Below are 25,984 nucleotides of genomic sequence, written 5' to 3' on the forward strand. Positions count from 1 at the left end.
TAAAATTAGTTTTTTTAGGTAGCTTTCCGATATGTTTCGTTGAAACATTATTAATACTTTATCGTATTGGTATAAAATGTAACGTCATGAATCTTAACCAGGTAACCGTTCCATCAGTTAATATACCGGCGGCAATAGCATTTTATCAGCGTTTAGGATTAAAGCTGATAGTGGAGGCGCTGCCTCATTATGCACGTTTTGAGTGCCCTGACGGCACTTCCACATTTTCGGTGCACCTTACAGACCGGCTACCTGACGGAGAGGGGACCTATGTGTATTTTGAATGTGATGACCTGGACGGAACGGTAGCATCTCTAATTGCCAGTGGAACTCTATTTGAAGAATTGCCTAATGATAAGTCCTGGCTATGGCGGGAAGCACGGTTAAGAGACCAGGATAACAATATCATCATTCTCTACTATGCGGGCGATAACAGGAAAAATCCGCCCTGGCGGGTCAATTAATCGGTTTTTACCAGGCAGCGTTCATGAGTTAATAATTCATTGTAGCTCTCCAGCTTCATAGGCATTTTTATGCTGTTGAGTGTATTCCTGTTTTGTTTGGACAGCTCTTTGCGTTTCATTGTTTCTACAAATCGTCTTACTTCGTCCTTAGTTTCTAATATAAGGCCCGGCACTTGTACTGGTTTGTGGTCATCTCCCATTGCTACCATGGTGAAGTAGCTGGTGTTAGTATGCTTGATCACTTGCGTTTTTACATTTTCTGAGCTTACCCTGATGCCTACTATTAGTGAGGCACTACCCACATAGTTAACCGATGCGTTCAGGGATACCAGCTCTCCCACCTCAACCGGGGCAAGGAAATCGACGCTATCAATAGAGGCCGTAACACAGTAAGTGCCGGCATGTTTCGCTGCGCACACGTAAGCTACCTTATCCATAAGTGACAGGAGTATACCGCCATGTATCTTACCTCCAAAGTTGGCGTAGGATGGTATCATTAATTCTGTTATGGTTGTCTTGGAGTAGCGTACTGTTTTGAATCCTGTAGTGTCCATTAGGGCGTTTATGAGCCTACAAATTAAACACAAATGGAGCAAATATTGCCAATCGCTGAGCCATTACCGCAAAACAGTAAAGGAGCCAATATAGGCTCCCTTACTGCAAACACCGATTATGAAAAAACAATTTTTCCAGATTACTTCCTGGATGTTGTGTTATTCAACTTTATTTACCCTATAACGGCATAGTGATTTATTTATTGCGAAAGCTGTCCTAAGGGCCACTGAATCTTGAATTCGTGGGTAATCACAGGAGCTTAGTCACCGCATTTTTTTATTCTTCAAAAGTAGTCTGTGTGTATATTTATTTTTGCATAAAATGTATATTGTTGGTTAATAATCATTTTAATTACTATTTTTACATATCTAAATGGGGCTTTAACAAAAAGGTGATAAGTTGTTTAATAAAGACGGTGGGAATATTTAGTGAAAAGATGTTGATAACAGGCCATCTCGCCAAACAATAATTTGAAAGATCAATAAGATCCTGTGCATATGAAAAAGATACTCCTAGTAGATGATAAGCCAGAGCTACTACAATCGGGTAGAGCAACATTTGAAGCCGGTGGATATGAGGTAGAGACCGCAAGTAACGGTGCCGAAGCATTGACGCTTATAATGCATCATCAAATCGACCTGGTGATCACAGATGTTGTTATGCCGGTAATGAATGGCTATTCATTATGTTATGCTATCAGAACGGGAGTTCATCAAAATGATGTTCCGGTAGTCATCTACTCTGCATCTTTTATAAAGCCCCGTCACAGAGAGTTAGGGTTGGAAGTTGGTGCCAATATTTTCATTCCAAAACAAAGTAATAGCGATTACCTTCTGCAGGCCGCAAGTAGAATATTTTCGACGGAGGGGACAGGTAAGTGGATAGTCAATGAGCGGCTTTCAGCAGCGGAGGTACTGAAGAAGTATGAAACTTTGCTGATAATGAAAATGGAAAGCAAAAGCGAATTGTTTTCCTTGACAGAGGTGGAGTTGATGAAAAATGAAGAACGTTTCCGTGCACTGGTAGAGCACAGTAATGATCTGATATCGATGATCGATGAAAAGGGTACTGTAATATATCACTCGCCAGCCGCTCGTCGCTTGCTAGGGTACGAAGGCAATGAAGCTTTGGGTATGCAAGCGCTTGATTTTTTTCACCCCGATGATCAGGCAGAGGTTATTGCCCGATTGCAAGTGTCATTAGGAAGGCCGGGGGAGCCTATCTTCAGAAGTAACAGGATGCGGCATAAAGATGGCCATTATATATGGACCGAAGGCAGTACCACCAATTTGTTACATGACCCCAGTGTAAAAGCGTTTGTTGGTAATTTTCGCGAGATAACGGAACGCATGGTTGCCGCCAGCAAACTGGAACAAAATGAAAAGAGAATAGAAGCAGAGCGTAAAAAATTTGCTGATCTTTTTGAGCAGGCACCGTCTTATATCTGTACACTTTCCGGACCTGATCTTGTATATGAAATGGCCAACCCGCTTTATTTACAGATCACGGGTAAAAGGGACATAATAGGTAAGAAAGCTAAGGAAGTTTTTCCCGAACTTGAAGCCCAGGGTTTTGTGGATCTGATATTTAATGTATACCACACCGGGGTGCCATTTGCAGCTAGTGAAGTGCCCATCACCATAAAAAATGATGAAACAGGGTTGATGACAGAGCACTATATGAACTTTGTTTATCAACCATACAAAGGAGATGATGGTAATGTAGCCGGCGTTTTCTTTTTTGCCAATCTTGTAACAGATCTGGTAAAAGCCCGGGAAGAGATGTCGGTGAAGGAGCGGCGCTTCAGAGCACTGGTAGAAAATGGCAGTGATGCAGTAGTTATTCTTGACGGAAACGGTGCACCAATATACCTGTCACCTTCGGTGGAAAAGTTATTGGGTTATATAGAAGAAGAGGCAAAGACACTAGATCTTTTTGCAATAACCCATCCCGATGATATAGAGGAGGTGAGAAGCGGGATGTTGGAAGTATTTGCTAATCCCGGTGTTGTTTTTGACGGTAGGATCAGCAGACTGAAACATAAAAACGGAACCTGGAGATGGTATGAGGCAACGCTCACTAACATGCTTCATGACCCTTTGATAAACGGGATCGTAGATAATTTCAGAGATATAACTGACCGGAAAATTGCGGAGGAGAAAATAGAACATGCAAACAGGTTGTATTCATTCCTCAGTCATATTAACCAGGCCATTGTACATGTGGATAACCAGACCAGTCTGTTTAAAGAGGCCTGCCGTATAGCTCATACTATAGGGAAATTTAAGATGGCATGGGTGGGTCTTCTGGACAGTGAGAATAAAACTGTTGACATAACTGAAGGAATGGGTGTTCTTCCGGAAGATGTGCATTTGTTTACGAACATTAAATATAGACCAGAAGGCGGCATAGCCCAGGTAGTGAGGTCTAAAACAGCTTTCGTATGCAATCATATGGAGGAACATCCTACGATGAAGGTTTGGGCTTCATATGTAGCTAAACGGGAGATCAGGGCTTTGATGATATTGCCCTTGCGTAGGAATGGAGAAATAATTGCAGTATTTAATTTATATGCTAATGAAGCAGATTTTTTTGACGAACAAGAAATTGATCTGCTGGAAGAAGTAGCTAACGACATTTCTTTTGCGATTGATGTTTTTGAAAAAGAAAGACTAAGAAAACATATGGAATTGAGGGTGCTTCATAATGAGCTGAGACTGAAGCAGGCGCAGGCGATAGCACACATTGGCAGTTGGGATTATGATTTTTCGATAGGTAAAGTAATCTGGTCTGAAGAAGCTTGTAGAATATATGGCATCGATCCGGGAAAAAATGAGCTGGATGAAGGTGACTGGCAGTTTTTTTGCCACCCGGATGACTTGCAGGATATGCGCAAAGTTATTGAAAAAGCACAGCTGTCGCTAACGGATTTTGCGCATAGTCACCGTATTATATTGGCAGATGGTACGATCAAACATATATTTTCGGAAAGCCATTTTGAGTTCGATAACACAGGAAATCTGACTGATATACACGGAATCATACATGATGTGACTGCTAAGAAAGAGGCTGAGGAAAAAATTCTAAATGCAAACAGGCTTTATGCTTTTATCAGCCAGGTGAATCAAACTATTGTTCAGGTAACTAATGAAGAAGTGCTGTTTAAAGCAGTATGCGATATCGCTATTGAGCAAGGTCAATTTGATCTTGCCTGGATAAGTATGCCGGACCAGGAAAAACGTACCTTGAATGTGGTCGCACATTGTAATGCGACTGCGTCTGATATCAGTTTATTGAACAGCATCAAGTTTTCCGATGATGGACCGATAGCTCAGGTTATGAATACCGGAAAGCTATTTGTGATCAACGATTTTATAACAGATGAGGTAGCGGCAGACTTTAGAGCATATGCTTCGTCGAGGGGATTCCGATCTTGCATAGTGTTGCCGATAAGAAAGGGTGGTAAAACCATTGGTGCATATAATCTTATCTCTGCCAAAGCTAATTTGTTTGATGCAGAGGAAATAAGCCTGCTCACAGAAGCGACTAACGATGTGTCATTTGCGCTGGATATCTTTGAAAAAGAGAAACATCGCAGTGAAATGGCGGAAATAATACTACAGAGCGAAGCCAGTTTGAAACATGCACAAGCAATGGCGCATTTTGGAAGCTGGGAACTCGATTTTGCGACCGGTAAGGCAATATGGTCGGAAGAGGCCTGCAGAATATATGGTATACCAGTTGAGGACAGGCACAATCAGAATTTTGAGTCGTGGAAGGCTCATCTTCACCCCGATGATATGGAGCAGGTATTGGCAATGGTAAAGGAAAGTGAAATAAATTTATCACGTACTGCATTAAATCATAAGATCATCACAACTGATGGGGTGGTTCGTCACGTATTTTCGGAAGCGCACTATAATTTTGACAGGAATGGTTTACCTGTGGGTTTGAGAGGGGTTGTACACGATATTACTGAGGCAAGAGCTGCAGAAGAGTCTCTGGCAAGGTCGGAAGAGAATCTGCGTTTGATAATGGATATCATTCCTCAGTCGATATGTCTTAAAAACTATGGCGGTAAATACATATTTGTCAATAAAAGTTATGCTGAGCTTTACGATTCGATACCTGAAGATATTATCGGGAAGTACATGGCGGAGGTAATGTCTGCGGAAAATGATATTGAACGAATAACCAACGAAAATAAACAGATCATATCTTCGGGAGAAATGTTAACGATTCCCGGGGAGGAGTTTTATGATGATAGTGGCAAACTGAAGTTGTTTCATACAATGAAGGTGCCATTTACAGTTGCCGGGACTAACGAAAAGGCACTATTAAGTGTGTCTCTAGATATCACTGAGCAAAAAGCTGAGGAAGCGGAAAAGGCAAAGATCATCAGTGACATAGTGCAGCGTAATAAGGATCTGGAACAATTCTCTTACATTGTGTCACACAACCTCAGGGCACCGGTAGCTAACATTATCGGTCTTGCCGATGTACTTGTAGATGATTCGCTAGAAACGGATGTAAGGGACAGTCTTATGACAGATCTATCGGGTTCGGTAAAAAAACTGGATAGTGTGATAATGGATATTAATTACATTCTACAGGTAAAGCACACAGATAGTAACCAAAAGGAACACGTTAATCTGTCTGCTATACTTAGCGATATAAAACTAAGTGTAGATAACCTGATAAGGAGTAATGATGTGCAGATAATAACAGACTTTAGTGCTGTCGATGAATTATTTACTCTGAAAAGTTATCTGTACAGTATCATTTACAATCTTGTATCTAACAGTATTAAATATCGACGTGTGAACGTTGCGCCTGTACTACACATTGCCAGTAAAATGCAGGGCAATAAGATTGCACTGATCTTTGAAGATAATGGATTGGGCATAGACCTTTTAAAAAGAAAGGATGAGATGTTTGGTCTGTACAAGCGCTTTCATACTCATGTGAATGGTAAGGGTATGGGATTGTTTATGGTAAAGACACAGGTAGAGTCTTTGGGTGGGACGATATCTGTAGTGAGTGAGGTAAACAAAGGAACTACGTTTACAATTGAGCTTGATGGCGGCGGAGCGTGATCGTCATACCAGGCTGTGGCAATGCGCGACCAAAGGTGTTTAACTAAGAGGTTATCTTTGCTACATGGAAGATGGTTTTAGTATTGATATAGAGTATAATGGTGAGGTTCTGAGTTTTGATGTTCGATTGGCCACAACAGGTTATACACATAATTTTATGGTCATCATAAATAGCATAGAGGTGACCTATGAGCCTGATGAAGAACGAAACTATCGCGCCATAGTAAACGCTGAAACAGCTCATAGCCTTAAAGATAAAGACAAGATGCTCATAGGCCTGGTAGGCGCAAAGCTGGATGAACTTAAGTACTTATAAACAAACCGCACAACTCACATAAACTTCACTTTCACCTCTATATTAGTATTCCTTCCTTTGTCGTCTGAACATGATATTTTAAGTACTGCTGCATCGGCTGAGAAAAATAGTTTTTGATTTGCATCGGCTGTTGCGTAGAACCGGTCGTTGATATACCAGTATACTTTTTTTACATCATTGGCCACTGAACAGGAAAGCTGCAGTTTTTGCTCCGCCTTGTTTTCAATGATATAGGTCATGCCGTTGGTGAGCGATGTGATGATGGGCCCACGGCCTTGTAAGGTGTGCGTGCATGCAGGATTATGTGGCGGTCGCTCCGTAAAACGGATGTTCATTGATTTGTAATAGGCCGCTAACTCGGGTGCTATATTGGGCAGTAACTTTGTTTTATATCCGTTGGGGGGTAGGCAGTAGGTGCAATAGCAATAGTGCTCATCGGCGGATATCCAGGTTTGCGTAAGATGGTCGCATTGCTGACATGAGCTTATGCCGGGGATGTAGTAATCCATTACCTGGTCTGTGCAATTGTCGTTGGGTATCCGCCCCGTTTCAGTGCACACTAACCTGAAGCCGATACTATTAGGCGGTTCTACCCATTCGTTGGCAGCCTTGTGGTCTATGGCGTTGAAGAGCTGAAACAATAAAGGGGTGGCGGTAGTTGCACCACTTAGCTCCTGTACTCCTGCTGCAGAAAAATTGCCCAGCCATACGCCAATTGTATATCGCTTATTATAGCCTATGCTCCACGCATCTTTACGGCCATATGATGTGCCTGTTTTCCACGCTATGCGGGGAATACCCTGTGCTTCATCGTAGGCATTGGGTAGGTCGGGTCGGTGCAGCTCGCTGAGTATATGCGTGAGCATGTAATTGGCCGGTTGGGATAGCAGTGTGATCCCCTTATTAGTTGTGTCTTTTTGTACCCGTTTCTGTTGACTATCTGCCAGTGTATATTGGAGTGGGAAATAAACACCATCATTAGCAAAGGCGGAATATAATGACGTCATTTCATCGAGCCGTACACCGCAACCGCCAAGAATAAGTGATAGTCCGATTTTATTCTTGCTTTTTGCAATAGACGTAAATCCTGCCTTGCCCAGCACATTGGCAAAAGTACTCACACCTTCGTCCTCCAATAGTTTTACTGCAGGTATGTTTAGCGAGTGGCTGAGTGCAAATTCGGCTGTAACATTACCATGAAAATTCTTGTCGTAATTCTCTGGTGAGTAGCCTTTGATGTTGATAGGTACATCGGCTATCATGGTCCTTGGGGTAATAATACCTTTGTCCATGCAAAGGCCATACAGCAATGGCTTCAATGTGCTGCCGGGAGATCGTAGTGCTTTTACACCATCTACCTGTCCAAAATTGTTTTTGTCTCCGAAGTCTGATGAGCCAATATACGCCAGTACTTCGTGCGTCTTGTTGTCGATGATCAATACCGAAGCATTATTGATGTTATGTAGCTTCAGCTGATTTACATAGTTGGTGACTATCCCTTCTGCTTTTAGTTGCAGCTTATTGTCCAGGGTGGTGCGTAATGCAAGGTTAGTAGGATACATGCCCTTTACCCTTATAGCAAACTGTGGCACGGCACATGGGGCGCTATGCCTGTAGGCATTGAGCGGTTCATGCAGCGCATCGTTTATTGTGCCATCGGGGAACAGGTCATCACCTTTAAATCTTAGCAGCCATTTATTCCGCTGTTGTATGATCTTGTCATTATCTTTACCGATTACAAGTGAATTGGGTCTGTTGGGGATAATGCTTAATGCTGTTATTTCAGCCAGTGAAAGGTGGTCTGGTGTTTTATTGAAGTAGAGTAGAGACGCAGCTTTCACCCCTGCAATGTTGGAGCCATAAGGCACAAGATTCAGGTACATCTGCAATATCTCTTCTTTGCTGTATTTTAATTCCAGCTGCAGCGCGCAGAACATCTCCAGGCATTTATTAAAGTAGCTGCGCTGTTTAGGGTCCAGCATTCTGGCTACCTGCATAGTAATGGTCGAAGCGCCTGAGGTGCGTTTGAGGTGAAATACATTGTTGATAAATGCCCTGCCTACGGCCAATGGATTAACGCCCAGGTGATGGTAAAAGTGCCTGTCCTCTTTGTAAACAATAGCTTTTCTTAGTTCAGGTGTTATTTCATCGAGCCTGGTAAACATACGCCACTGCCTGTCTTTCGACAGATATGCATGCAGTACAGTACCATCTCTTGCTTCTACTACGTGAGCAAAGGCAATGTCGGTATTTACAGGTAACAGTCTTGCAAGCAGCAGTAATATACCGATGCCGGCAACCAGTCTAATTACAATCTTTTTTAGTCGCTTTTTTATTCGCGCACTATCCATATTCACCTTTTCATCCGGTATTGCTCCGGCTTTATTTTACTTATAGTTGTTGGAGATAAAATAGAGGTTGCAGTTGATTCAATGATTGTCAACTGCAACCCATATCATTTAATTGGTGACCTTTATTATGCCTGCGCCATTGTATGAATGGTAGTTGCCGTCATACATGGCATCTGCCTGCACAGGTCCTAGCTGGAATGTGCCGGGAGATACAGCACGAACCATATAATAGAAGTCTTTTCGTTTCCGCTCAACGGTGGTGAACATATTGATGCGATCATCACGAATATCCATATAATCGGCCTTGGCGGGCTCTTTGATCCATTCCATTTTAGGCATTTCGTTGAGCAGTGTGTTTTCAACTTCAAAGCCTGCCGGCAGCATGTCTGTAATAGCCACGTTCTCTACCTTAGTATCGTACTGCCCTTCGATGGAAATGCGTATCACTATCAGGTCATTCTGCTTAAATGTTTTTGTTTCTCTTCCCTGTCTGTCGTAATAAGTGCGGCGTACCTTAATGAAGTTGTCTTCTTCTTTGTAGCTGCCATCGGCGGTTATACCATTAAGCTCCCAGAAGTAGTAATAGCCGCCATTTCCTTTCACCTGTACATTCATAGCCGCATTAGCAAATGCTTTCATGTTTACGTTCAAGGGTTGTCCTGTGGTGGTGCCTACGCTCTTGTTATTTGCCGTTACAGTTGCGGTTGCAGTGGTCTGGTTGGCTATTTTCATTATTTTACCTAGTGCCAGCATACTGAAGGAGTTTTCCTGGGTACTGAGGTAGCGTTCTTTTCTCAGTTGCTCTGATAGCTGTCTCGCCAATATGCCTACCTGCCTGTTGTTGGGGTCAATATCCAGCATGACGAGCAGCGACAGTGCCTCATCGCGAATCTGGCTGTTAAAGCTGCCGCCAAAGGTATGGTTAGGGATCTCTCCTGTAAATGCCGGAGGCATTACACCCTTAGCCTGAGAAGGCTGCCCGGATAGTGCATAAGCAGCAGCCAGCATATACTTGCTGTCCAGTGTCAGCAATTCCTGATGAGCCTTATAGTAGTTCATATCCGACTGTTGTGATTGGCCTGCCATTGCTAATACATAAAGTGAATAGGCAATTTCTTCAGGTGCTACTTCTTTCTTTGCAGTTCCATTATAATAGAATGTTACAGTTTCCTTTTTGTACATTCTGTATTTCATGTATTCCTGCAGGCGCTGTAAAGTGTGGGCATTCACATCAAACCCTGCTTTCTTTGCTTCCAGCATAAAGTGACATGCGTAGATACTTCCCCACCAGCTTTCGCCACCACCTTCAGGCCAGTAAGACATGCCGCCATCTCCCTGCTGCATAGACTGCAGTTTGATGATGGCTTGTTGCACATTGCTTGCCGGGTTAAGTTCGGTATTGGTGCCATTATTCATGCCCTTAACAAGGTCGGCGTAATACAATTGCGGGAACGCGGCAGACACCGTTTGTTCCACACAGCCGTATGGATAGCGCACAAGGTCTTCCAGATGTTTGCTGAACTGCGTGAGCGGAGACTTGCTTACGATGAGCTTGCCTGCTACAGAGGTTGGTATAAATTTGTTCGTGATGTCTATTGGGGTTGTTCTGTTCTCGCCAGCCACGCCATAGCCAGTCAACTTTTGTAGTGATGCCGGTGGTCTTATACTGATGTCCGTTTCGTTAGTAAATGTCTCGTTAAATGCTTTTACAGTTACGGTTACTTTACCAACGCCAATAGAGGGCTGCGCAACTATATTGTAGATAGCACGACCTTCCCTGTTGGCAGGTATTTGTACCGTCTGTGTTGCTGATCCTTGTACGCCAAGCGGACCTGATGTTTGCACGGTTACATAAGCGGTAGCAGTATTGCCCGTAGTATTGCTCATAGATACGCTCATGGTTACATCGTCCTTTGGTGTAAGGAAGCGAGGTAGAGCTGTGCTGATGACTATAGGGTCGGCCACCTTCATATGCTTATCCTGGCTGCCGAAACTCTTGTTTTTATAAGCAAGTGCCATTACCCTTATGTCGCCCGAGAACTGTGGAATATCTATATCGTATTTTACATTGCCGCGGCTGTCTGCCTGCAATATGCCACTCCAGAATGATACATTCTTCACTCTGTTCACAAACATCGGGTTGACGCGCCCACTATTGCTTTCCGCGCCATCACCGCCGGTACTTGATTGTCTCGTTTTTATCTCCGGGAGCAGCCATGGATAGATATCATAGCTGTTTATTGATAGGGTTACTTTCTGGTAGAAATAATCGTAAGGATCTGGCGTAGCAAAGTTCTTCACCTGTAGTATTCCTTCATCTACAGCTGCAACGGTTACAAATGCACCGGGGGCAGTTTTTATATTTATTGTTTGCCTGGTTCTTGATCTTGATTTTTCGGCAATTGTAATGGTAACTGGTATATTATAGGTCTTATTAGTTACCCTTACGTTTTTAAAACCATGTCCTACAGTCAACGGCATATCACTGCCATCCATTGGCCTGAAGAGCGTTGCGGTAATATACACGTTTGGCAGGGATGCATCATCCACCGGAAAGGATAGCGCAGCTGATTTATTCTTTGTATTCAGGTAGTAGTATTTGATGATGTGGTCACGCTCAATGGTGACCAGCATTTTTCCTTCAAATGGAGCGGTGAACAAGGCCTTGACTGTTTCGCCGGTATTGTACTCCTTCTTGTCGGTTTTTATTTCAACGTTGCCCTCGTTATTCACTTCGAATGATGAGTATTGGGCATCATTCCAACCGTATGCGTAAAGCGTCTTAGCTACATAGGTGTTCGATCCGTTTATCGCTACCCTAACTTCATATTCTCCGCTTTGCTGCGGTGTAAATGTATAAGCAGCATTAGTGCCACTGATCTGCACTACCTGGGTGGATATTTGTTTGTCTTCATTGGCCGACACATACCTGTAGCCATTACCATTTTGCTGTATTACGGTGTGCCATTCTTTTTTTATTACACTAACAACGGCAGTTGCATTTTGTGGCACTTCTCGTTTGTCTAGAGCTATCAGGCCCATTTTTACGGGCAGTCGGGTGGTTATATATTCCTGGTCACACTTTACACCTGCATATACCGATTGGGCATAGACAGTAAAATGTTCATAGCGGTGCACAGGCCTGCCTGTCTCATCAAATACGGTGGCCATTATATTCCCATTCAGTATTCCTGAGTTAGTCAGATTGGCATCGAGCTTAAATGTTTCAGTTGCACCGCCTCTGTCATCTGTCTTTCCCTGGCGTATGTCAGTATTGAAGTTGAAATCATTCCTTAATTCAAAATTGTAATCCGGATATTTTTCTGATGGGAACGTAGTTTTCGCAAGGTTCATCTCGCAGCTGTAGTTACGGCCTGCTGCCGGAGTGCCAAAAAGGTTGTCGGCTTGTATTTGCGCTACTACATTTTCACCGGGTGCATATTCTTTTTTGGGAGTGGTTACACCAACCTTCATGCGATCGGGCATAAATTCCTCCACACTAATGTTATATGAGTTAAGAAGTACGTTATTCCCGGTAAATACTTCCAGTAGATAATTGCCGGTTATAGCAGTGGGCGGGGTAGGGAACTGCGCCTCGCACGAGCCTTGCTCATTGAGTATCTTCTGCACAGTGGCAAACTCTTTGCCATTAGGCATACTCAGCTTCAGTTTTACAGGCACCTCAGTTTGTTGTTGCCATTGTTCGCTACGCACAATAGTGCTTACGTGTATGGTTTCTCCCGGTCGATAAATGTTACGCTCTGGGTATATCATGGCAATTAAGCCGGTTTCGTTCGGGTTGCGGCCACCAACGTCAAATCTAGATGTGCCTATCTGCGTTTTACTAAACCAGACAAAGCTGAATTCATCGCCCTTTCTAGCTGTTACCATGGCTACTTTAAAGCCTGGGGATGACTGGCTGATGTTCTTGAATATAGCTACACCGTCTGCGTCGGTTGTTACAGTCGCCAGTTTCTGGTTATTGCTGCTGATGAACGACACATTTACACCCGGCATTGCTGCTGCGGTGCGAATGCTGTTGGTAAATACATAGATATTGTCTTTCTCTTCTTTTACTATAATGCCAATATCTGATATAGCTATGATCTTTGATTCCTGTATCCAGTTCTGTTCCTTAGATCTTACCATCACTACGTAGACACCATTATATCCTTTAACCCTGTCTTCAAAATCAAGGTGCAGTAAGCGAGCGGCATTCTGCGCAGGTAACTTTGCTGTTTCATATGTTTGGTGGAAGATAGTATCGCCCAGGTTCTCTGTCTGGTAAAATTGATAGGAAGTTCCTTCATCATCCTTTTCATCATAGTGATAGTTGTAGTCTTTATCGGTGCGCATAAATGCTTCGAGGTTATTCTCGTACACCTTTATTACGCATACCTCTACAGTAGGTACATTTACAATGTTCAGCAACAGGTTCTTATATCCGGCAGATGACAAGTACATGCCCTTTGTGTTGACAAAACTTATAGATGGGTGCAGTTTGCCAAAGGCAATTTGCTCAGTATGATCGCTCTTCATTTTCCCGCCAAAGCTGCCCTCAATCCCTGTCTTAATGGTCATAGTATATAGCTGAGAAGCTATAAGTTTTGCGCCTGAAACAATAAAGCCACCATCGCAGACGGTAACATCAAAGTCTACCGCCGGGCTCATGCTGATCATGTTCTTCAGGTTGGTTTCTACAACCGGTTGTGATGTACTTACAGTTATGATGCCTTCGGTGCCTGTATGCTGTGCTACAATACCTGTTACGGTAAGGTTGTAGCGCGATGGTATACCTACGGTAAAGGCAGTATCCTTAAGAGAGGTATATTTAGCGCCAACTATTGGTATGCCTTTATCCAGCTGCACTTTCAATGGTGTTTCTTCATCTTTATCGTTTACCGGCATAAATTGCACCGATAGTGTTTTTCCATTTCCTGTATTGGCGGTATTGATAGTTACATTATTTCCGCCGCTATTGAGCCGCAGGCGATTAACCACTTCGCCGAGATTTACTTCATAGTTGAAGCTCATATCCAGCTGCACCATTATGTTGGCCACATTGGTGCCCCGCATCCATGACACGTGTGCTTCTGTTACCCTCAGCTCAGCTGTGTGAAAGTGGATTGGCGCGTCGTCGAAGCTAAGCTTGGTTTTGCTGTACCGTACAATTTCTTTGGTCAGCTTTGCAGTGTACTCTGTGCCGGGTGTAAAGCCCTCAGCAGGTGAGAACGACAGCATGTTGGAGCTGTTCCACTTAAACTTTCCTTTTACCTTCGGTGTGATCTCTACAAAGGCCGCAGTATCCCACCTGTTAAGCAGGCTGTCGGGATAAATGTCTTTGCTGAATGTGAACTCGAGATTCTGTTGTTGCTCTATCTCGGTTTCGAAGTTTTTGGTTACTTGCAGATCAAATTTACTTGTCTTGCAGGCGTAGAGTAATACGCACACGAAAAGGCAACTTATACCAGCTATAATTTGCCGTTGGCCAGGTTTCATAAAAGAGTGGAAATTTGTATTAAAAATAACGCACAACTATATTATTATTGTATAAAATGAAATAAATATTTTTTATGCTTTGGCGATGCCAGGTTTTGGTTGGTAATGATTCTCTATAAAATAGAAAAGAACCACAATTTTTATGCGGTTCTTTTCAGTAATTCATGCTTTGTTTCTTACTATACTAGTGTTTCTTCTTGTGTTCTGATTTTACATCTTTCTCATTGTGGGTAATATCATTTCCCTTATCGTCCTGTTCTTCGTTTTTACGGCTATCCAGGTCATCCTTATTTTCAGGTTTGTGGCCACCGCTCTGTGAGGCATGAGCATTGGTTCGAACATTATTCGCGTTCTCGTTCTGATTGTGCGTTTTCATATTTTCCGTTTTCACTAATGAGTACTAATACCATACCACGGGCTTTACTTAAGGAGTGTAGTTACAAATACTTATGGCACTATCATCTTATTCGCTTTTCACTTATTTTCGCATCATGAAATTTTTACTCGCCGGGTTAGGTAATATCGGTAATGAATATGATGCTACCCGCCACAATATTGGGTTCGATGTTGTTGATACTTTCGTGCTGAGGCATGGTGGTACTTTCACGCTGGATCGTCATGCGCAGGTGGCAGAGATAAGGTGGAAGGGCAAAGTATTTGTGGTGATAAAGCCTACTACTTATATGAACCTGAGCGGAAAGGCAGTTAAATATTGGTTGGACAAAGAGAAGATACCCATGGAAAATCTACTGGTGATAGCTGATGATCTCGCATTGCCATTGGGTACCATCCGCATGCGGGCTAGTGGTAGTGCCGGCGGGCAGAACGGCTTGAAGAATATAGAACTATTGCTTACCAGCAATGGGTACCCCAGGTTACGATTTGGAATAGGTAGCGATTTCCCCAAAGGCCGGCAGGTAGATTACGTTCTGGGTAAGTGGACACCATCTGAAATGCCTGCCCTGAAAGACACTGTAATGAAAAGCGTAGATGCCATAGAATGCTGGGCTACACAGGGTATTGGTAAGGCTATGACCGAGTTTAATAAGTAAGCCGAGCTACACCAGGTTCTTCTTTAGTTGATTCATGTACTTTTTCATCGTTTGTTTGGTATAATAGCTAACAAAAAATTTTGGTAGTGCCATACCCAATCCATGTTTTACAATGTCGATATCAAACTGTATCCGGTAGCTGATCCTGCATTTGCTTTCACTGATCGGCTCTACAAGCCTTGTGCTTTTCGCCCAGAACATGTTTTCCGGTACTGATTCACTAATGATGAGTTTACCCGGTTGCAGATCGGTGCAGGTAAGTGTTGATACGTAGTCGGGTACTTTTCCTGACAGGTAAGAGTGCTCTACTATTTTCGTGTTGACCTGAATAATTGAAGTGTCAATTTCTGTTACGTTTATTTCCTTGCGCCACAATTTATCGTTTCTGAAGTCAGAGAAATAATCGAACACTATTCTACTTTCTTTGTTGATCATCAGTTGGTGACTTACATCTATTAGTTTTTGTGCATCCATGGTGGCGCAAAGGTAAGTCCATCATATAAATGATGAAAATAACGGGTTATTTTTCTTTTTCTGTTATTTCCTCGTCGCGCTTTTTCTGAAGTCGTTGCACCAGTTTTGAAATGTTTGGGTTGTCTGGAGTGTCATCGCCAAGCAACAGTCCCCATTGGCGCAGGTGTGTAGATTTATCAAAGATGATCTTTAGCACGGCCATTACCGGTATGGACAGGAACATACCCGCTACGCCCGCCAATTGTCCACCTATAACTATACTCACTATACTGGCCAGTGCATTTATTTTCACCTTAGAGCCAACTATACGTGGCATAAGTATATTGTTGTCCAGAAACTGCACTACTGCTATGCTGCCAAGTACGGCCCATATCTGCCACATCTCCTGCGACGATGTTAGTGTAAGTATAACGCCAATAAGATTACCTATTAATGCACCGATATAGGGGATGAGATTAAGTATAGCGAATATTACACCGATTAATATGGCGTGTTTTATACCAAACAGCAAGAGAATACCGCCAAGTAATACAGTAAGGTAGCTGATCTGTATGAGCAACCCGCCAAGGTAATACTTGATGATCACCTCGGTTTCTTTTACCGCTTCTGTTACCTTAGGGTGATTGGTTTTGTCGAACCACATGTAGGTAAACTGCAATAGGGATTTTCGGTAAAAGAGAATAAGGAAAATGTAGATAGGCAGCAACCCTACAAATATGAGAATGTTACTCAGCGATGAAAATACACCTTGCACATATCCGGTTGCATTGTTCCCTGCCTTAGTTGCCTGTTTATGTATCATGGTCATTTGCTGATCCACAGACAGGTGGGTTTTGGTACTGATCCATTTACTGATGTTGTTCCAGTGGATGAGCAGATTCTCTTTAATTTTGTCAATATCACTCACCAGCCCTCCTACCTGGTAAGAAAGGAAAGTAGCTATCCCTGCTACAACAATAAATACAGCTACTATGCATAAAACGATAGACAACGCCTCGGGTATCTTGTGTTTTATGAGCCGGCGCAGCATGGGTAGCATGAGCAGCGCAAAGAAGAAGGCCGTTATCAAAGGCATGATAACATCTTTACCCGAAACAAGCAGACCACCAACGGCGCAAAGCCCCAGTAGTTCAATTGATCTTCGTACCGTAAGTGGCATGTCTTTCATGCAGTAAATTTAGTTAATTAATAGGTTGTTGTGAACGATAACCTACTTATAAAAATTATGCCACAGCCGATATAAATCAAAAACGACCCGCGAAAAGGCGGGTCGTTTCAATTGATTATTTCAAAGTGTTTTATTTTATTACACTTACTCTTTTGCTAATTACTCCACTGTTAGTGATCACCTTTACAATGTACTCGCCATCGTATATGGTCCTTGTGTCAAAATAAGCCATAGTACTGCCAGGGTACACCATGGTTTTCTGAACCATTCTGCCGTTTATGTCATAGAGTTCTACTACTATTGTTTCGGTATTGAAGTTCTTCAACTGTACTGCTATCAGATCGCTGGCAGGGTTAGGGAATACGCTTACAACCTGCGCATCTTCCTTAATATTGTTGATGCCGACCGTTCCTGTAAAAATGGTAACCGGCTCTGTAATAGATGTTACTTTCCCGCCCGATTTTACACCATAATAAGTAGGTCCTACCATATAAGGGTATGCCGAATTCCAGTTAGAGCCTACTGTGCAGAAGTAAGCATAAGTGCCTGCAGGGTATTCAGGTGTTACACAAAATCTACCATTGTGCTCATCCAGGTAATCAGGAGTAGCAGCTGAAGTAGTGTTATATTGATAATCTTCGCGGAAATAGCCGAGCGGGTAGGTAGCATTCACTGCGGGACCTGCTGTTACGGTAGAACCATCGGCATAAGTAGTTCTGGTAGTGATACTCCTTAGTGTATAGCTTGATTTTATTCTAGTGATGCCGCCTGTGCCATCCGCATTCTTGTAGCCAAATGCGCCATATACAGGGTAGCCATCAAATGCAAAGCCCAGAAGAGGGGAGTGGTGGGTGCTATCCATTACGTAGAGTGCATCAGAGGTATATAGATTACATACTGTCGACAACACATTAAGATCAAGGCCAAATGCGCTCGGATTCTGGTGGTGGTGATAATTGCCCATAGCCGGGTGGCCCTTTGAGCAGTCAAAACCTGTCACTTCTCCTACTATCGCATCGCGGTTCCAAACACCGTCACCCATTCCTCCAAGTGGACCACCTGCGAGCGCACTTGTCGAGTTCTTCCACGATACGCCATCCCTATAGTCAAACATGGCTACACCATTAATAAAGATGCCGATGTCTCCACCCGTTGTTGCAGTAGGTGTGCCGGTATTAACCGCTGGTGTTAGTGGTAGCTTGAAGATCGCATTCTGAGATGTGGTAAGGGATGGATTGCCATCAAGGAAAGGTCCTGTTACATAGGTAGGTACACCTTTTGTTCTTGTATAAGACCATGTAGCGGAATAGAGAACAGTTTGTACATTAGCCGAGTCGGCGTCTACAATTGGTGTAGAACTTCCCGAAACATAATGACGGCCGGTTACACCGGTGGTGTTCCTCAACCAGGCTGTAATAACCGGGTTGGTTTGGGCCATAAGTATCGTGCCGTTTACAAGTAAGGCGGCGAGCAGAGATATCTTTTTCATACTTAAAATTTAGGTATTAAGACAATTAGACGTTGACATCGGGCATTTCCTTCGGTCATTACAAAGAAAAGTTCAATGGTAAACTCCGCAAGTTTCGGGTATACAATTTGCGGACAGCACAATAATTTTGCAATACAACTCAATACTGAAATATGAAATATGGCGATAACACCAATTACGGGCGGATAGAGGCGGCGATTGGTTATATAAAGGAAAATTTCAGGGAGCAGCCCGATCTGGATGCGATCGCAGAGAAAGTACACCTGAGTCCTTTCCACTTTCAGCGCATCTTTACTGAGTGGGCGGGAGTGAGTCCCAAAAAATTCTTACAGTTTATTAGCCTGAATTACGCAAAGAAGTTACTGGAGGGTCAAGCCAGCCTGTTTGACGCTACTTATGAATCAGGCCTCTCAGGCACCGGCAGGCTGCATGATCTTTTCATTAAGATAGAAGGAATGACACCGGGCGAGTATAAAAATGGTGGTGCCGGATTAACTATTAACCACAGCTTCGCCGATAGTCCTTTTGGTAGTATAATTGTAGGCTCTACGGCAAAGGGTATTTGTCATCTTGCATTTGCAGACGATGAAAGCACGGGTATCGAAGTATTAAAGAACGCGTTCCCCAACGCCACTTTCAGGCAAGTGGCAGATATGCTACAGCAAAATGCATTACATATTTTTAAGCATGATTGGCGTAAAATTGAAGAAGTAAAACTGAATCTTAAAGGCACAGAATTTCAGCTGAAGGTATGGGAGGCACTTCTTAAAATACCTGTCGGGAAATTATCAACCTACGGGAACCTTGCGAAACTACTACAGCGGCCCAATGCTTCAAGGGCGGTTGGTACTGCTATTGGAGATAATCCGGTGGCTTTTCTTATACCTTGCCATAGGGTTATTCAATCTACCGGTCAATTCGGGCAATATCACTGGGGTAGTAATCGCAAGACGGCCATAATAGGGTGGGAGGCGGCGTTCACCGAAACAAATCAATAGATCATATTTTGTTGTACATCGTTTTCCCTCTAATAATGTAGTAGTTTTTATATGTTAATGTATGCCGAAAAATACAATACATATAATTTAGTTATTTTTTTGTTACGGAAACTCTTATATTTAATGTTTTATTCTCTCTGTTGATTGTTAACTATTTTATGGAGTATTCAACGTCCGGTAAATAAAACAGGGGTAGCTAATATTTACTATAATATATGTGGGGGCGATTGGCTGTATTTTTTCTATTCATGGGTTTACTTTTTTCTTCCTGCCATAAGGATAAAAAAAGTGAATACAGCCATCCCGATTATTTCGACAATATTTTCGCAAAAGCCGAGCTAATGAGCGATGCAGCACCTGCACAGGCTTTGTTGTTCGTAGACTCCGCTTTTAGACGGTTTGATGAAACTGGTGTTAAAGATCTTTACAGGAAATATTTATTTAAGGCAACCTGCAACATTGAAGCCCTCGGAAAAAGAGAGCTGGGGCTGCTTTATGTAGATAGTATGCTGTATGCAATAAGGGAAAAAGAGGGCGATCCCGAATTTGCAGAAGACAGGGCACGAGCACTGTTTAAGCGGGCCGAGATACTTGAAGTACAAAAAAATTATAAGGAGGCTTTTGCCAATAGCAGTAAAGGGTTGGAAATTCTGGAGGGTATTCGGTCGTTAAAAGATTCGAGCCTGCTAAGTACCTATAACTGCATGTTGTTCACTATCAGCTATAAGCAGGGCAACTATCTCGACGCTGCAAGGTTTGGTGCCCTGGCCTTAAAGGAGTTACTTAGTTCCGGTAACAGCTATAGGAATTTTAAGAAAATACAGGCAAAGTATAATGATATTGGTTGTTCCTACAGCAGATGCGGTAAACAAGATAGTGCCTTGTTCTATTTTAACCATGGACTCCAATACCTTGATGAAAATAAGGTTAGGTATGCCGATGTAAAATTTGCCCCGATCTTTGTAGAAGTGGCCAAGGGTGTTATGTATGGCAATATTGGTGACGTTTACTTAAAGCTCGGAGACACTGGTAAAGGAGAGGAATTTTATAAGAGGGATGTGCGGATCAATTCTCAACGAAAGTTTGATCACGGAGATGCTCAGTGTACTCAATTAAAGATAGCCGCACTCTACTTTGCTCAGAAAAAGTTACCAGAGGCAATTGCCGAAATGAGGAGCATAAGAACATCGCTAGATTCATTTCATAACATAGAAAATGAATTGAAATGGCATAAGCTACATCTTGATTATCTTGAAAATTCGGGTAAATATGATGAGTATGCCAGGTATGTAAGACCATATTGTAAATTAAAAGACTCCCTTGCAAAAGCCAATCCTGTACCTCGTGTAGACATTAAGGACGAATATGAGAACATAAAGAGCCATTACAATATGGCATTGATACAGAAGAAGGACACGCAAAAAACATACTTTCTTCTCATCGTAGTTATATGCTCGGTGGTTGCTTTAGGCATAGCGGTAATGTTATGGCTCAACTGGAAAAAATCTAAAAGGCTGAATGAACAAATTCTCAAGCAGAATGATGAGATGCAGTTAACGCTCACTTCATTAACTGAAAGCCATAAGCAGAATTCTACTCTCATGCAAGTGGTAGCACATGATCTCAGAAGCCCGATATCTTCTATGATCGCCATCACAGAGCACTTGATGAGTTATGGCGAATTGCCCGATGATGACAAAGAATTACTTCAGCTCATGCACACGTCCGGCAGTCACTCATTAGAGATGATCACCGACTTGCTGAATATGAATACCGTTGCTGAGGGCATGGAGAAGCAACCGGTAGATATGCATACCTTGCTTAGTTATTGCGTAGACCTGCTTCAGTTTAAGGCGAATGAAAAGGAACAAAAGATAGCATTGCAGGTAGAGGAAATAACAATGATGGTCAATAGGGAAAAGATCTGGCGTGTTATCAGTAATCTTATAGTCAATGCAATAAAATTCAGTCCGACAGGTGCAGCTATTAATGTCATCGGAAAGAAGGAAGCCGAAAGTTATATCATAGAAGTACAAGATAACGGTATAGGTATTCCTCAAGACTTGCAAGGCAAGATATTCGACATGTTTACAGAAGCCAAACGGCCGGGTACTTCCGGCGAAAAGCCTTTCGGGTTGGGGTTGGCCATCTCAAGGCAGATAGTGGAGGCCCACAACGGCAAGATATGGGTGCGCAGTCAGCCGGGCGAAGGCACCACCTTCTTCGTATCTATTCCTATTACTTATAAAAAGAGGAATGATACTATTGGTGAACCTTTCTGGAGGAAAGGGTAATAACGTCGCGATTACTTTGGAAGAATAATCCTGAAGGTTGACCCCTCTCCTTCTTTACTGGTTGCCTTTACAAATCCTTTATGGTTGTCTATGATCTTCTTTACTATAGCCAGGCCAATACCGGTTCCCTGATAATTGGTTTTTTCCAATCTTTGAAAAATACCAAAGATTTTTTCACTGAATTTCTCATCGAACCCAATACCATTATCTTCAATGCAGATACAATAGTATTCGCTTACTTTTATCTTATATTCCTCTGCTAATTTTTTCGTTATCTTCTCTTCTTTTATGGATATTACAGGCTCTGCCTGGTTAAATTTAATAGCATTGCTGATAATATTCTGAAACAGCTGGTGCATCTGGCCGGGTACGCCTGATACTGTTGGTAACTTAGTTAATTTGATTTTTGCCTTTTTATCTCTGATGCTTATTTCCAGGTCTTCAAGTATCTGTTCTACAGTTTTGTTCAGGTCTACTTTATCATGGCGTGTGTCGGTTTTTGACAAACGGGATAGGGTTAATATGTCGTCTATCAATACTTGCATACGATTAGATGAATTAGTGATCTTTTCCAGATAGTTGCTGTCCCCGCCGTCAATTTTATTTTCAATGCGTTCTTTAAGCAGGTTGCCGAAAACCTGTATCTTTCTTAGTGGTTCTTTTAGGTCGTGTGATGCTACTGAGGCGAACTGCAGGAGGTCCATATTAGACTGTTCCAGTTTTACATTGGTGTCCTGCAACTCATCAGATGTTTGCTTGAGGTCCTGATATCCCTTTTCAATAAGTTCACTTGCCGACTTCTTTTCAGTAACATCATTAAATGTAACTACAAGTCCGTCCATCATTTTAGCCGCTACGGTTTCATACCACAGGCCGGTTCTCTCATCATAAAATTCAAATTTCGAAGTATTGCCGGTTTCGGTCACCTCTTTGTAGCGGTCAAATATTTCAGGGTCTACATGACCGTATACATCCTTAAATGTTAGCGTTGTAATATCGTCATCTAGTCCAAGAAGTAATTGCGACGCCTTATTAGCCGAGATAAATGAGAAGTCAATGATTCTGTGTTTTTCATTTCTCAATGCCTTTAAGGCCATAATTCCACTTGTTGAACTATTGAGTACTGCTTCCAATATGTTGTTCAGTTTCTTTACTTCCGACACATCTATAAAATTGATGACCACTCCGTCTACACTTTTATTTTGTTTCATGTAGGGAACGATCCTCATCAGGTATACACTTTCATCTTCTGTCGATATCTCCTTCTCCAGTGTCCTAGAGGTTTGTATTACAGTCTTAATATCATTGATGAAATTCTGATTTTTAATGTTTGTTGATATATCAACTATTGAACGGCCAATATCCGTAGCTATCAGATTTACCTGCCGTGTAGCGCCTGGCGAGAACTTACGGATGATCATCTTTTTATCAATCAATACCTGCCCGATATCCGTATTCCTGAAGTAGTTATTCAGGTCGTCATTAAGTTCTATCAACTCTTTTATCTTCAGCTGATGTTCCGCGTTTACAGTGTGAAGCTCTTCATTCAGCGATTGTAGTTCTTCATTGGTACTTTGCAGTTCCTCGTTCGATGATATGATCTCTTCATTGCTCGATTGCAGCTCCTCATTGGCAGATTCTACTTCTTCAATAAGTGCCTGCAGGTTCTCTTTTGTGTCCCGCAGTTCTATTTCTAGTTCACTTATACGTTCGGTTGTAAACTCCTGCGGCGTAACAGCTGTTGAACCATGACGTTTCTTGATAAGATCTTCCTCTTTCAGCACAATAAACAGAAACGGCTGCAAATAGGCTTTTTGTACCAGAAAAGGTTTTATGATCGCCGTCACTCTTCGTTCTTCCTTCCCTGTCTGAATGAGTATGTTTTTCTGCACTACACGTTCATTATCGTTTACAGCTCTCCGTATGCCGCTGCTCAGCGCTATAGACAAGTCTGTAGGTACCAGTTTCAGCAAATTAAAGTTGAAGGTTCCTTCAGGGAAGTCGAGAAATTTTTTGAAATTGCCGATGGCCTGTTTCACTTCAAAATCACGGTCTATAAATATACCTGCATAGTCATATTCCTCAAGGAGGGTTTCTTTAAATATTTCCGCAAGGTTATTAAGTGCATTTTTTGATTTTGCCGCAACTATCAGGTTGTGATGTGCATTTTTATCAGCTGGATTACTAAATGCCTCCAGGTCTGCTACTCTTATTTTGCTGCTACATTTATAGATCTTCCATTTCTTATCTACTTCCTGCATTACGTCTTTAAGTACGCCTATATTTTCACTCGCTCCCATAAACAGGTAGCCATTATCATTAATAGCAAAATGAAATTTCTGCAGAATACTCTTCTGTAATATCGGCGTCATATAAATAAGCATATTCCTGCACGATAGCAGATCTATCTTACTAAACGGCGGATCTTTTGAAATGTCATGACGCGCAAAAACGATCATCTTCCTGATGGTGGGAATAACGCGGTATCCATTTGATTCCTTTATAAAATATTTCTTAAGTCTTTCGGGCGAAATGTTTTTTACATTGTCTTCGCTGTATATGCCTCGTGAGGCTATTTCAATCACGTCCTGGCTAATGTCGGACGCAAATATTTTAACGTCAATATCATGTTCTTTTAATGCTTCTATGCATTCATCAAATAACATAGCTATAGAGTAGGCTTCCTCTCTTGTACTACAAGCTACTGTCCATGCTTTGATCACCTCTCCCTTCACTCTCTTCTTAAGTATGTCTGGAATAACTACTGTCCGAAGTGTGTTAAAAGCTTCTTCGTCCCTGAAAAAACGGGTTACATGAAGCAGGAATTCTTTGCATAGTTTTTTTACCTCTTCCGGATTTCCTACGAGGTAATTATAGTAGTCGACAAGAGACCGGATGTTCTTTTCGGCCATTCTTTTCCCCAAACGCCGATTTATCGTTGGGCGTTTGTAATTAGAGAAATCATGGCTTGTGGTCTTATACACCAGTTCAAGAATATCCATTCTAGTGGCCTCCTCCTGGTTGGTGAGTGTATTGAATGAGCGTAGGAGCGGTGCTTCTTCAATAAATTCCAGTAGCTCTTCCGGCATCATTTCAGGTGCCAGTATCAGATCTACATATCCGGTTGATACAGCACTGTTAGGCATGCCGTCAAATTGTGCCGTAGTAGGGTCTTGCACTATTACAGTTCCGCCACTGTTTTTTATGGCTTGTATACCCTTTGTTCCGTCAGTTCCGGTTCCCGAGAGTATGATAGCAATTGCTTTTTCGGCTTTTTCTTTGGCCAGTGAATCAAAAAACAGGTCTATTGCATTATTGGGCTGGTGGTCTCTTATTTTTTCCACCAGTTTCAGCATCCCGTTTTTCAGCGTAATTATTTTGCCCGGGGGAATTAGGTAGATACAGTTGGGCCTGATAGCCATTCGCTCTTGCGCCTCGTAAACCTGCATCTCGGTATGTTTAGCCAGCAATTCGTTCATCAGGCTCTTGTGCTCGGGAGACAGGTGCTGGATAATGACAAATGAAAATCCGGTACTTACCGGCATGTTATCAAATAATTCATTGATAGCTTCCAGTCCACCTGCCGAGGCGCCTATACCTACTACATAATTGTTTTGGGGTGTATGGTCGGGGTTATTTATTATGGATTTATTCTTCATCCGGGTATTCATTTTAAAATTTGCCGCAAAAATTCTTTCTTTACTTCTTAATTTTGGCAATAATGATCAAAATACTACTGATTGAGGACGATCTTGACGACGTCGAATTGCTGGAGGATACATTGCAAAGCAACAATGTAGCTTACATAGTTAATGTGAAGAACGATGGCAATGCCGCCATTGAATACATTAAAACGTGCGTCGACTGTCCTGATATCATCATTCTCGATTTTAATTTGCCCAAAGTACACGGAAGAGAAGTGATCAAAGAAATAAAATCATTGCCTTCATTCAGAGATATACCCCTCCTCATACTCACTACTTCTTCTGCTAAAGAAGATATGGATTATGCCTATAAACACGGGGCTGATAAATACCTGATAAAGCCAACCAGCCTGCAGCAGATAAAGGAAATGTGTGGTGTAATTGTAGATCTGGCTAAAAAATAAGATCGATCTGCAGCCGCCTAAACATGCGATTATTGCTATCCGTTTTTTGTTCAAAAAAATACCGATAAAAAACTGTGCCAACTTAAATCCATCTGAAATGCAGAGCTTTTGGATGTTTTA

16 protein-coding genes are annotated in these 25,984 nt (G+C 42.3%); 8 read left to right on the forward strand and 8 right to left on the reverse strand.

Translation table 11 applies throughout. The annotated features are described in order from the left end of the window. The first annotated feature begins 86 nt into the window (after nucleotides 1-86). Nucleotides 87-464, forward strand: coding sequence for a VOC family protein (locus CJD36_RS15325; protein ID WP_105040076.1), 378 nt, complete (start codon nucleotides 87-89; stop codon nucleotides 462-464). Here CJD36_RS15325 and CJD36_RS15330 read toward each other — a convergent pair. Next, nucleotides 461-1,018 (reverse strand): acyl-CoA thioesterase, encoded by a 558-nt coding sequence (locus CJD36_RS15330; protein WP_105040077.1) that lies wholly within the window; start codon nucleotides 1,016-1,018, stop codon nucleotides 461-463. The two genes, CJD36_RS15325 and CJD36_RS15330, sit on opposite strands and share 4 nt — an antisense overlap. Before the next feature lie 33 nt (nucleotides 1,019-1,051). Between CJD36_RS15330 and CJD36_RS23270 the strand changes: the two genes are divergently transcribed. The 3 genes from CJD36_RS23270 (at nucleotide 1,052) to CJD36_RS15340 (ending at nucleotide 6,431) form a co-directional block, all read left to right on the forward strand. Further along, on the forward strand, nucleotides 1,052-1,210 hold the full coding sequence (locus CJD36_RS23270; RefSeq protein WP_161499327.1) for a hypothetical protein: 159 nt from the start codon (nucleotides 1,052-1,054) through the stop codon (nucleotides 1,208-1,210). A 306-nt stretch (nucleotides 1,211-1,516) separates the two neighbouring features. Continuing rightward, nucleotides 1,517-6,115 (forward strand): PAS domain S-box protein, encoded by a 4,599-nt coding sequence (locus tag CJD36_RS15335; protein ID WP_105040078.1) that lies wholly within the window; start codon nucleotides 1,517-1,519, stop codon nucleotides 6,113-6,115. Between the two features lie 64 nt (nucleotides 6,116-6,179). After that, nucleotides 6,180-6,431, forward strand: a complete 252-nt coding sequence (locus CJD36_RS15340) for a hypothetical protein (RefSeq protein WP_105040079.1) — start codon at nucleotides 6,180-6,182, stop codon at nucleotides 6,429-6,431. A 14-nt stretch (nucleotides 6,432-6,445) separates the two neighbouring features. On the opposite strand, the gene pbpC is transcribed toward CJD36_RS15340, so the two are convergent. The 3 genes from pbpC to CJD36_RS15355 all read right to left on the reverse strand — a co-directional run bounded on the left by pbpC (nucleotide 6,446) and on the right by CJD36_RS15355 (nucleotide 14,657). Next, a complete protein-coding gene (pbpC, locus tag CJD36_RS15345; protein WP_105040080.1) occupies nucleotides 6,446-8,782 on the reverse strand; it encodes a penicillin-binding protein 1C in 2,337 nt (778 codons plus the stop codon). A 108-nt stretch (nucleotides 8,783-8,890) separates the two neighbouring features. Continuing rightward, nucleotides 8,891-14,281, reverse strand: a complete 5,391-nt coding sequence (locus tag CJD36_RS15350) for an Ig-like domain-containing alpha-2-macroglobulin family protein (RefSeq protein WP_105040081.1) — start codon at nucleotides 14,279-14,281, stop codon at nucleotides 8,891-8,893. Between the two features lie 184 nt (nucleotides 14,282-14,465). Continuing rightward, a complete protein-coding gene (locus tag CJD36_RS15355) occupies nucleotides 14,466-14,657 on the reverse strand; it encodes a hypothetical protein (RefSeq protein ID WP_105040082.1) in 192 nt (63 codons plus the stop codon). Between the two features lie 115 nt (nucleotides 14,658-14,772). On the opposite strand from CJD36_RS15355, the gene pth reads away from it, so the two are divergent. Next, nucleotides 14,773-15,333: an aminoacyl-tRNA hydrolase gene (gene pth, locus CJD36_RS15360; RefSeq protein WP_105040325.1), complete on the forward strand. Its 561-nt coding sequence runs from the start codon at nucleotides 14,773-14,775 to the stop codon at nucleotides 15,331-15,333. Nucleotides 15,334-15,339: 6 nt separating this feature from the next. Here the strand turns inward: pth and CJD36_RS15365 are convergent, their stop codons facing one another. The 3 genes from CJD36_RS15365 to CJD36_RS15375 all read right to left on the reverse strand — a co-directional run bounded on the left by CJD36_RS15365 (nucleotide 15,340) and on the right by CJD36_RS15375 (nucleotide 18,464). Continuing rightward, entirely contained in the window at nucleotides 15,340-15,807 is a 468-nt protein-coding gene (locus CJD36_RS15365) for an SRPBCC family protein (protein WP_105040083.1), read from the reverse strand. A gap of 46 nt (nucleotides 15,808-15,853) precedes the next feature. After that, the gene (locus tag CJD36_RS15370) at nucleotides 15,854-16,975 is read right to left on the reverse strand and encodes an AI-2E family transporter (RefSeq protein ID WP_105040084.1); all 1,122 of its coding nucleotides are present in this window, start codon (nucleotides 16,973-16,975) and stop codon (nucleotides 15,854-15,856) included. Nucleotides 16,976-17,105: 130 nt separating this feature from the next. After that, nucleotides 17,106-18,464, reverse strand: a complete 1,359-nt coding sequence (locus CJD36_RS15375) for a YHYH protein (protein WP_105040085.1) — start codon at nucleotides 18,462-18,464, stop codon at nucleotides 17,106-17,108. A gap of 152 nt (nucleotides 18,465-18,616) precedes the next feature. Here CJD36_RS15375 and CJD36_RS15380 point away from each other — a divergent pair, with 152 nt between their 5' ends. Both CJD36_RS15380 and CJD36_RS15385 read left to right on the forward strand, forming a co-directional pair. Then, nucleotides 18,617-19,462 carry a bifunctional helix-turn-helix domain-containing protein/methylated-DNA--[protein]-cysteine S-methyltransferase gene (locus CJD36_RS15380; RefSeq protein WP_105040086.1) on the forward strand — a complete coding sequence of 282 codons (846 nt, stop codon included), beginning with the start codon at nucleotides 18,617-18,619 and terminating at the stop codon, nucleotides 19,460-19,462. 248 nt (nucleotides 19,463-19,710) lie between these two features. Beyond that, the gene (locus CJD36_RS15385; RefSeq protein ID WP_161499328.1) at nucleotides 19,711-21,756 is read left to right on the forward strand and encodes a tetratricopeptide repeat-containing sensor histidine kinase; all 2,046 of its coding nucleotides are present in this window, start codon (nucleotides 19,711-19,713) and stop codon (nucleotides 21,754-21,756) included. Nucleotides 21,757-21,767: 11 nt separating this feature from the next. On the opposite strand, the gene CJD36_RS15390 is transcribed toward CJD36_RS15385, so the two are convergent. After that, entirely contained in the window at nucleotides 21,768-25,415 is a 3,648-nt protein-coding gene (locus CJD36_RS15390; RefSeq protein WP_161499329.1) for a chemotaxis protein CheB, read from the reverse strand. 62 nt (nucleotides 25,416-25,477) lie between these two features. Here CJD36_RS15390 and CJD36_RS15395 point away from each other — a divergent pair, with 62 nt between their 5' ends. Beyond that, nucleotides 25,478-25,864, forward strand: coding sequence for a response regulator (locus CJD36_RS15395; RefSeq protein WP_105040089.1), 387 nt, complete (start codon nucleotides 25,478-25,480; stop codon nucleotides 25,862-25,864). Nucleotides 25,865-25,984: the final 120 nt, after the last annotated feature.

This window comes from Flavipsychrobacter stenotrophus, from assembly GCF_002954265.1.
GTDB lineage: Bacteria > Bacteroidota > Bacteroidia > Chitinophagales > Chitinophagaceae > Flavipsychrobacter > Flavipsychrobacter stenotrophus.

Bases quoted from the DNA above. Each gene is read 5' to 3' on its own strand.
- CJD36_RS15325 (WP_105040076.1), top strand. From the start codon at position 87: ATGAATCTTAACCAGGTAACCGTTCCATCAGTTAATATACCGGCGGCA.
- CJD36_RS15330 (WP_105040077.1), bottom strand. From the start codon at position 1,018: ATGGACACTACAGGATTCAAAACAGTACGCTACTCCAAGACAACCATA.
- CJD36_RS23270 (WP_161499327.1), top strand. From the start codon at position 1,052: ATGGAGCAAATATTGCCAATCGCTGAGCCATTACCGCAAAACAGTAAA.
- CJD36_RS15335 (WP_105040078.1), top strand. From the start codon at position 1,517: ATGAAAAAGATACTCCTAGTAGATGATAAGCCAGAGCTACTACAATCG.
- CJD36_RS15340 (WP_105040079.1), top strand. From the start codon at position 6,180: ATGGAAGATGGTTTTAGTATTGATATAGAGTATAATGGTGAGGTTCTG.
- pbpC (WP_105040080.1), bottom strand. From the start codon at position 8,782: ATGGATAGTGCGCGAATAAAAAAGCGACTAAAAAAGATTGTAATTAGA.
- CJD36_RS15350 (WP_105040081.1), bottom strand. From the start codon at position 14,281: ATGAAACCTGGCCAACGGCAAATTATAGCTGGTATAAGTTGCCTTTTC.
- CJD36_RS15355 (WP_105040082.1), bottom strand. From the start codon at position 14,657: ATGAAAACGCACAATCAGAACGAGAACGCGAATAATGTTCGAACCAAT.
- pth (WP_105040325.1), top strand. From the start codon at position 14,773: ATGAAATTTTTACTCGCCGGGTTAGGTAATATCGGTAATGAATATGAT.
- CJD36_RS15365 (WP_105040083.1), bottom strand. From the start codon at position 15,807: ATGGATGCACAAAAACTAATAGATGTAAGTCACCAACTGATGATCAAC.
- CJD36_RS15370 (WP_105040084.1), bottom strand. From the start codon at position 16,975: ATGAAAGACATGCCACTTACGGTACGAAGATCAATTGAACTACTGGGG.
- CJD36_RS15375 (WP_105040085.1), bottom strand. From the start codon at position 18,464: ATGAAAAAGATATCTCTGCTCGCCGCCTTACTTGTAAACGGCACGATA.
- CJD36_RS15380 (WP_105040086.1), top strand. From the start codon at position 18,617: ATGAAATATGGCGATAACACCAATTACGGGCGGATAGAGGCGGCGATT.
- CJD36_RS15385 (WP_161499328.1), top strand. From the start codon at position 19,711: ATGGGTTTACTTTTTTCTTCCTGCCATAAGGATAAAAAAAGTGAATAC.
- CJD36_RS15390 (WP_161499329.1), bottom strand. From the start codon at position 25,415: ATGAAGAATAAATCCATAATAAATAACCCCGACCATACACCCCAAAAC.
- CJD36_RS15395 (WP_105040089.1), top strand. From the start codon at position 25,478: ATGATCAAAATACTACTGATTGAGGACGATCTTGACGACGTCGAATTG.